The organism is Citrobacter sp. TBCS-15, from assembly GCF_005280815.1.
Taxonomy (GTDB): Bacteria; Pseudomonadota; Gammaproteobacteria; order Enterobacterales; family Enterobacteriaceae; genus Citrobacter; species Citrobacter werkmanii.
Genome location: NZ_SZWK01000289.1, coordinates 379,879 through 387,423 on the forward strand (window position 1 = coordinate 379,879; position 7,545 = coordinate 387,423).

Genomic DNA, 7,545 nt, shown 5'->3' on the forward strand with positions numbered 1-7,545 from the left:
GAGCCACGCATGGAAATGCTTGAAGAGCACCGCTGTTTTGAAGGCTGGCAGCAACGCTGGCGTCACAACTCCGCCACGTTAAATTGCGCTATGACCTTCAGCATCTTTCTTCCCCCATCTCGTGAGAATACCCCGCCTCCGGTGCTGTACTGGTTGTCGGGCCTGACCTGCAATGACGAAAACTTTACCACCAAAGCGGGCGCGCAACGTGTCGCGGCTGAGCTGGGTATTGTGCTGGTGATGCCAGATACCAGTCCGCGCGGCGATCACGTTGCCAACGATGATGGCTACGATTTGGGTCAGGGTGCTGGATTTTACCTCAATGCCACCCAGCAGCCGTGGGCAACTCATTTTCGCATGTATGACTATCTGCGTGATGAGCTTCCGGCCCTGATTCAGTCGCAGTTTAACGTCAGCGATCGTTGCGCCATCAGCGGACACTCCATGGGTGGCCACGGGGCGTTGATTATGGCGCTGAAAAATCCGGGGAAATACACCAGCATCTCCGCTTTTGCCCCCATCGTTAATCCTTGCCGCGTTCCGTGGGGCGAGAAGGCTTTTAGCGCTTATCTGGGTGAAGATAAATCGCAGTGGACCGAGTGGGATAGCTGCGCGTTAATGTTGGCCAGCAGACCCGAAGATGCGATTCCGACGCTTATCGATCAAGGAGACAGCGATCAGTTTCTTGCCGATCAGCTACAGCCCGCGGTACTGGCCGAAACGGCACGTCAGACCGCATGGCCAATGACGTTACGCATCCAGCCGGGTTACGATCACAGCTATTACTTTATTGCGTCGTTTATTGAGGATCACCTGCGCTTCCATGCTCAGTATTTGCTGAAGTGATCACCAATACAGAGTGTTTTCTATTGCCGCGCTGTAGCTTATCTCTTCTGACTGCGGCGCGGACGCTTTGCGATTTAAATCGGCTGCCTGTTGGCGTACCTGTAATCGCGACGTACTCTCACTTCCCTCATGTCCTTCACTAAAATTCCGTACTTCAGACTCGAATAAGATTGCATCCAGATGATGCAGTTTATTCAGCGCCCGCAGCAGGGAGATAAGCGTATCGAGATTCAATCCCCCACCTTTCTCAATACGTTTAATGGTGGCAATCCCCACCTGAGCGCTGTCGGCAAACTGCTGCTGGGTCAGCGCCAGAGTAATCCGCGTTTCCCGAATACGCGCGCATAATGACAAGATGATTTCATCATTATTCATGGTGTGATATTTCATGCCACCCTCCCCTTTTTCTGGGCTGAATTTTTCCCAGGCAGCCATGATACGTTTCACGGTATTTCGCGCTCATGTCTTTACCCGTTTCATACATGGCTGCAATCACCTCATCGAGCGAAACGCATGGCTCACTGATGCGGCTTATCGCCATCGTTGCGGCGTTAATCGCTTTTACTGACGAAATCGCGTTGCGTTCGACACAAGGAATTTGTACCTGCCCGCCGACCGGATCGCAGGTCAGACCTAAATGGTGTTCCATGGCGATTTCTGCAGCGCTCAGCACCTGACCGACTGAGGCCCCCATCAGTTCTGCTAATCCGGCTGCCGCCATCGAACTTGCCACGCCGATCTCCCCCTGACACCCGACCTCAGAACCTAAAATAGATGCATTTTGTTTGAACAGTAACGCGATGGCGCCAGCGGTTAGAAAAAAGCGGGTAAGCGACGCATTATCCAGTTCACAGACAAACTTATCATACCAACTAAGGACCGCCGGGATGATACCGCTCGCGCCATTGGTCGGCGCGGTCACCACCCGCCCACCGGCGGCATTCTCCTCACTGACGGCAATCGCAAAGGCATTGACCCAGTTGAGGTTGGTGAGAAAGTCGTTAGCAGAGGGTCTCATTGCCAGTGATTTATGCAGCGCGCAGGCTCTGCGCGGTACCTGATACGGCCCCGGCAACAGCCCCTCAGTATGTAGACCGCGATGGACGGCCTGCTGCATAATCGCCCAAACGTGCGAAAAATAGTCATGCAACGCCGCCTGGGAATGCACCTGTAACTCATTTTTCATCATTAATGCCGCAACGGATAAACCATTGCGCTGACACAGATCCTGCAGCTGCGCCGCATGCTGAAAAGCAAAAGGAGATACGTTTTCTTGCGCCGCTGTCTCGGGCGTCGACGCGCCGGGTTTACGAACCTGTCCGGCGCCGGTTGAAAACCATGTTTCTTCATACAACGTAAAATAATCATCCCGGGCGCGAAACGTCATCGCATAGGGATGACCGGCATGCGGTTGCTGATTAGCCAGAATCGTCACCGTCACGGCAACTGAAGGAGAGAGCAGCAAAATACCGTTTTGTTCAGCACGTTTAATGGCCTCCATTTGCTGACGTAAATCAACATCATCCGGCTGGTTACCCAACAAGCCCAGGTAAAGCGCTATATCAACGTTATGGCACTTGCGACTTAACGAGAGCGCACCATATAGCTCAACCTCAATTTTTCGCGTCAGCGGCAAAATCTCCTGCTGCTTTAATTGAGAAATAAAGTTAAACGCAGCACGCATTGGCCCTACCGTTCTTGAACTCGAAGGTCCAATAGCGACTTTAAAAATATCAACACAACTTTCCATTTTAGCCTCATCCTGTTGGTCACAATAGAATATGCCGCCAGTAGAAACAGACCGTGAGTGATATATCAAAAACGATACTTTTCAGATTTTGTATATTTGCTGGTATAAAAAACAATACTATTTTATCTTTTTTTTAACATTCACATCTGTGATAAAGCAGGATTCACTCGTCGCGACCATCTCTTACAATAACTGCAGCTTACAGGAGTGATTTTATGGCAATTATTTATTTTATTAGCGCAAAAGAACCTGAAAAACTTCAGGTATGGTTACATGAAACGTTTATAAATCGCGACACAAAACAAAATCAGTGCACACTGGAACAATTACATATAACACACATCAATAAATCATATTTTAAATTATCAATACCAGATGAATCATTCACAAATGAAATACATAAAAAACTGCGGATCACGTCATACACTCAGCGGTTTGATTTTTTCATTAAACCACAAATCATTCCAGCAAAAGGAATTATTGCATTCGACATGGACTCGACATTTATCGAAGAAGAAGGTGTCGATGAAATTTCGCATGTGCTGGGCATCTCAGCACAGATAGCAGAACTGACTAAGCAGGCGATGGAAGGAAAGCTGGATTTCAATAGCAGCTTTACCCGGCGCATCGGGATGTTAAAAGGAACCCATATCGATGTGATTAATGCCGTATGCGATCAAATGACCGCTTCTCCCGGCATTACCACTATTTTGCCAACTCTCAAACAGAAAGGATTTAAAACGGCGATTATTTCTGGTGGTTTAGACATTTTTACTCGCAGATTACAGGAAAAATATCAACTGGATTATGTTTTTTCTAATACCGTTGAAATCAGGGACGGTAAACTGACAGATAATATCGCTGCGCCCATCATGAATGCAGATAATAAACAGAAAACATTGGAGCGACTCGCCGAAACGTTGCAGATACCGCAGCATAATATTATCGCCTGCGGTGATGGCGCTAACGATATTCCCATGCTGACATATGCAGGCACGGGTATTGCCTGGAAAGCTAAACCGGCGGTCAGAGAGTTAATAACAAATCAAATTAATTTTCACGGATTCGAGTCGCTTTTGTTCTTCATCGAAGATGGATTATAACCCACGAGCACTGCCTGAAGGGAAACTCATATGAGCTTGAAATCGTTTATATTCAGCCAGGCTGATAAGCCGGTTGTAAAAGAAAAACAAGAGATTGACCATACTTACAAAAAATTCAGGATAGAGATCATTACCTCGGTTTTTATCTCTTACGCTGTCTTTTATTTAACGCGTAAAAACTTCTCAGCGGCCATGCCGGCAATGTTGTCTGATACCGCTCTGACCGCAGAAGATTTTGCCATCATGTCTTCACTGTTTTACATCCTGTATGGGTCAATGAAGTTTGTTGGCGGCATGCTGGTTGATAAAATCAATCCGAAAGCCATGACCGGCCCGGTGCTCATTGGCGTTGGGATCGTCAATATTCTGTTTGGTTTTTCCGACAGCGTTGCCGCGTTTTATGTATTGTACAGCCTCAACGCCATTCTCCAGGGCACCAGTTTTCCGCCAATGGCAAAGATCATGGCATCCTGGTTTTCCAAAAATGAACGCGGGCGTTGGTGGGCGGTCGTCGAAGCTGCGCATAATATCGGCGGCAGTCTCGCCCCACTGTTGACCAGTTTTGCGATTGTCTGGAGCGGCAGTTGGAAAATGGGTTTTTATGTACCGGGCGCGATCTCCCTGCTGATGGGGATCATTGCGCTCTTTACGATTAAAGACCGTCCCGGGACCTTAGGTTTGCCTAACGTTGGCGAATGGCGCAAGGATCCGACAGAACTTGCCCAGGTTAAGGCCAGTCCGGTCAACCTCTCCTTTTGGCAGATTTTCGTTAAATATATCCTGATTAACCCACTGGTGTGGATTATTATCATTGGCGATATGTCTGTTTATATTGCCCGCACCATTCTCAACGACTGGCCGCAAATTTACTATTCGCAGGTACATGGCTGGAGCCTGATTAAGGCCAACTCCATTATCTCGTGGTTTGAAGCAGGCGGACTTGCCGGAGGACTACTGGCGGGTTACTTATCGGACTTTATGTTTAAAAGTAATCGCTGGATGACAGGACTAATATTCGCCTTAATGCTGTGCGTGTGTATTATCTTAATCCCAGTGGTACAGGATACTTCATATACCATTACGGCCATACTTTTCACCATCATGGGGTTCGCCCTGTACGGCCCGCATATGCTTTTTGCCGTCGGTTGTCTGGATGTTACTCATAAAGACGCAGCGGGATCGATAACCGGCTTCCGGGGATTATTTAGCTATGTCGGCGCGGCATTAGCGGGCGTACCGGTGATATTAGTGAAGAACAACTGGGAGTGGTCTGGTGTTTATCTGTATGCCGTGATCGCCATCCTGTTAACCACCCTGTCACTGGCCTTACTCGCCAAATTCCATCGGCTATAAGCCAGCCATAACAGGACAGCGGGGTTATAGCCGCTGTCCTTAAGTCAAAAACGTAAGCCATTCTTAAGCATCAAAAACATTTCCGCTCTTCATTCTTCTCGCTTTCTTCACTTTTTCTCCATTTTTCTTTTTAACTTATCTTATTGATTTAAAACAATTCCCATCCAACCAACATCAAACACAAATGATTTCTATTATCATTTGTGTTTACAAAAATTCTCACTTTTGTACAATTCCACCGCTTCTTTACTGAAAAGAGTCCTTAAAAGACAAATACATACAATTGTCATGGCCTTTCACATGACGCGCAGTTTGATTCATTTAAATGGAATGATACAAATGACTATACCTCACGTTAAGGCTGTAGCTGCCGCAGTATGCGTCGCCAGTCTCCCATCACTCGGCCATGCCGCTGAACAGGACACCGTCGTCGTCACCGCTACCGGCTTCGAGCAGAAAATTCAGGACGCCCCCGCGTCGATATCTGTTATTACCAAGCAGCAGATTGAAGATAAAGCCTATCGCGATGTCACCGATGCGCTAAAAGATGTCCCTGGCGTCGTTGTCACCGGTGGCGGTAGCAGCAGCGATATCAGTATTCGCGGTATGGCTTCGCAATACACGCTGTTCCTGGTCAATGGTAAACGCATCAGCACACGCGGCACACGACCTAACAGCGATAACTCAGGTATTGAACAAGGCTGGTTGCCGCCGCTGGAATCCATTGAACGCATCGAAGTCATCCGTGGCCCAATGTCATCGCTTTACGGCTCCGATGCGATGGGTGGCGTTATCAACGTCATCACCAAAAAAGTGTCGAATACCAAAGCCTGGACCGGATCCTTACACGGCGATGCCACTTTCCAGGAAGACAGAGATTCCGGTGATATTTACCAGACCAATGCCTATGCGTCCGGGCCGCTGATTGACGGGTTACTCGGCGCGAAGGTGACCGGATTATTCTCTCATCGTGCCGAAGATGAAATCCTCAATGGCTACAATGAACAGCGTATGCGTAACGGGGGTTTAACCCTGAACTTCACGCCGGATGATAAAAACGACATCGACTTCGATTACGCACGTGAACTGCAGGATCGTGACAGTACGCCGGGCAAATCCAAGGCACAAGAAAACTGCCGCAACGGAAGCTGTAAGCCCAACAGTAAAAGCGAAAGCAAGTATGTGCACACCACATATTCACTCACCCATAGCGGCTATTACGACGACTTCAACTCCACCAGCTATGTCCAGCAGGAAGAGACCGACAACCCTGGTCGCCAGATGAAGTCCTACAACACCATCTTTAACAATCAGAACCAGATTTTCCTCGGGGCGCACACCCTGACAGTGGGTGGACAGTACCGTTATGAGAAACTGCGCGATAATGGCAACCAGTTGCAAGCTGCTGATGGACTGAACAAACTGACCCGCTGGAGCTGGGCGCTGTTTGCTGAAGACGAATGGGCTATTACCGATACCTTCGCGCTGACCGGCGGTCTGCGTATGGATAAAGATGAAAACTACGGTGACAACTGGACACCGCGCGGTTACGGTGTCTGGCATCTGAGCGATCAGTGGACGTTAAAAGGTGGCGTATCTGCGGGCTATCGCGCTCCGGATCTGCGTCAGTCTTCTGCCAGTTGGGGACAGGTCACCGGCGGCGGTCGTCTGAACGGGATCATTGTTGGCAACCCGGATCTGAAGCCCGAGAAAAGCCTGAGCGAAGAGATCGGTTTACTGTGGGATAACGGCAACGATCTCAACGCGGGCGTGACCCTGTTCAATACCGACTTCAAAAACAAAATTACCGAAGTACGCCGCTGTAACAGCAGTTCTGACCCGGCCTGCACCATCGGTGGCATCCATTATGATTTCGTCAGCGATCGCGTGAACGTCGATAAAGCCAATATGCGCGGCGTAGAATCCACCTTCGGCTGGAAAATCACCGCCGACGTCAACTGGACGGCGAACTACACCTACACGGAATCTGAACAGAAGAGCGGACAGTTCTCCGGCCAGCCATTAAACAAAATGCCAAAGCATATGTTTAACACCACCCTGGACTGGCAGGCCACGCAGGATCTTGGTTTCTGGAGCCGTCTGAATCTGCGCGGGAAAACGTCTGAGTACCTGAGCCGTACCTCTATGGCACAGGGAACGCCATCCTATACGCAGGTCGATGTCGGTTTACGTTACTATGCTACCAGGGACCTGTTGATGACCGCTGGCGTATACAACGTGCTGGATAAGCAAATCGATTATGATACCTACGACACCGTTCTCGATGGTCGTCGTTACACGGTTGGCATGACTTACAGCTTCTAAGTCTGGCGCAATAAAAAAACCCCGGCAAGGTGAATGCCTAATGCCTGTTAGTTAAGCATGTATGGAGAACATTTTATTCCGCTACGGGGTTCCGTTCACCTCAGCGGTATCACTTCTCTGAATCACAGATACCCGTGAACGTGCAAGGGAGGCTCACCGCCGCCTCCC

At 49.0% G+C, this 7,545-nt stretch carries 6 protein-coding genes; 4 read left to right on the forward strand and 2 right to left on the reverse strand.

The annotated features are described in order from the left end of the window. Positions 1 to 9: 9 nt before the first annotated feature. Positions 10 to 846 (forward strand): S-formylglutathione hydrolase, encoded by an 837-nt coding sequence (gene fghA, locus FDW96_RS17590; protein ID WP_137366041.1) that lies wholly within the window; start codon positions 10 to 12, stop codon positions 844 to 846. Here fghA and FDW96_RS17595 read toward each other — a convergent pair whose 3' ends face one another. Further along, positions 847 to 1,236 (reverse strand): helix-turn-helix domain-containing protein, encoded by a 390-nt coding sequence (locus FDW96_RS17595; protein WP_061382069.1) that lies wholly within the window; start codon positions 1,234 to 1,236, stop codon positions 847 to 849. Continuing rightward, positions 1,214 to 2,596, reverse strand: a complete 1,383-nt coding sequence (locus FDW96_RS17600) for an L-serine ammonia-lyase (protein ID WP_137366042.1) — start codon at positions 2,594 to 2,596, stop codon at positions 1,214 to 1,216. Before FDW96_RS17600 ends, FDW96_RS17595 begins: the two co-directional genes overlap by 23 nt. Positions 2,597 to 2,811: 215 nt before the next feature. Here FDW96_RS17600 and serB point away from each other — a divergent pair, with 215 nt between their 5' ends. The 3 genes from serB (at position 2,812) to FDW96_RS17615 (ending at position 7,377) form a co-directional block, all read left to right on the forward strand. Next, positions 2,812 to 3,699 (forward strand): phosphoserine phosphatase SerB, encoded by an 888-nt coding sequence (gene serB, locus FDW96_RS17605; RefSeq protein WP_137366043.1) that lies wholly within the window; start codon positions 2,812 to 2,814, stop codon positions 3,697 to 3,699. Between the two features lie 30 nt (positions 3,700 to 3,729). Beyond that, positions 3,730 to 5,052 carry an MFS transporter gene (locus tag FDW96_RS17610; RefSeq protein WP_079223432.1) on the forward strand — a complete coding sequence of 441 codons (1,323 nt, stop codon included), beginning with the start codon at positions 3,730 to 3,732 and terminating at the stop codon, positions 5,050 to 5,052. A 339-nt stretch (positions 5,053 to 5,391) separates the two neighbouring features. Then, positions 5,392 to 7,377, forward strand: coding sequence for a ligand-gated channel protein (locus tag FDW96_RS17615; RefSeq protein WP_137366044.1), 1,986 nt, complete (start codon positions 5,392 to 5,394; stop codon positions 7,375 to 7,377). Positions 7,378 to 7,545 lie beyond the last annotated feature (168 nt).

Bases quoted from the DNA above. Each gene is read 5' to 3' on its own strand.
- fghA (WP_137366041.1), top strand. From the start codon at position 10: ATGGAAATGCTTGAAGAGCACCGCTGTTTTGAAGGCTGGCAGCAACGC.
- FDW96_RS17595 (WP_061382069.1), bottom strand. From the start codon at position 1,236: ATGAAATATCACACCATGAATAATGATGAAATCATCTTGTCATTATGC.
- FDW96_RS17600 (WP_137366042.1), bottom strand. From the start codon at position 2,596: ATGGAAAGTTGTGTTGATATTTTTAAAGTCGCTATTGGACCTTCGAGT.
- serB (WP_137366043.1), top strand. From the start codon at position 2,812: ATGGCAATTATTTATTTTATTAGCGCAAAAGAACCTGAAAAACTTCAG.
- FDW96_RS17610 (WP_079223432.1), top strand. From the start codon at position 3,730: ATGAGCTTGAAATCGTTTATATTCAGCCAGGCTGATAAGCCGGTTGTA.
- FDW96_RS17615 (WP_137366044.1), top strand. From the start codon at position 5,392: ATGACTATACCTCACGTTAAGGCTGTAGCTGCCGCAGTATGCGTCGCC.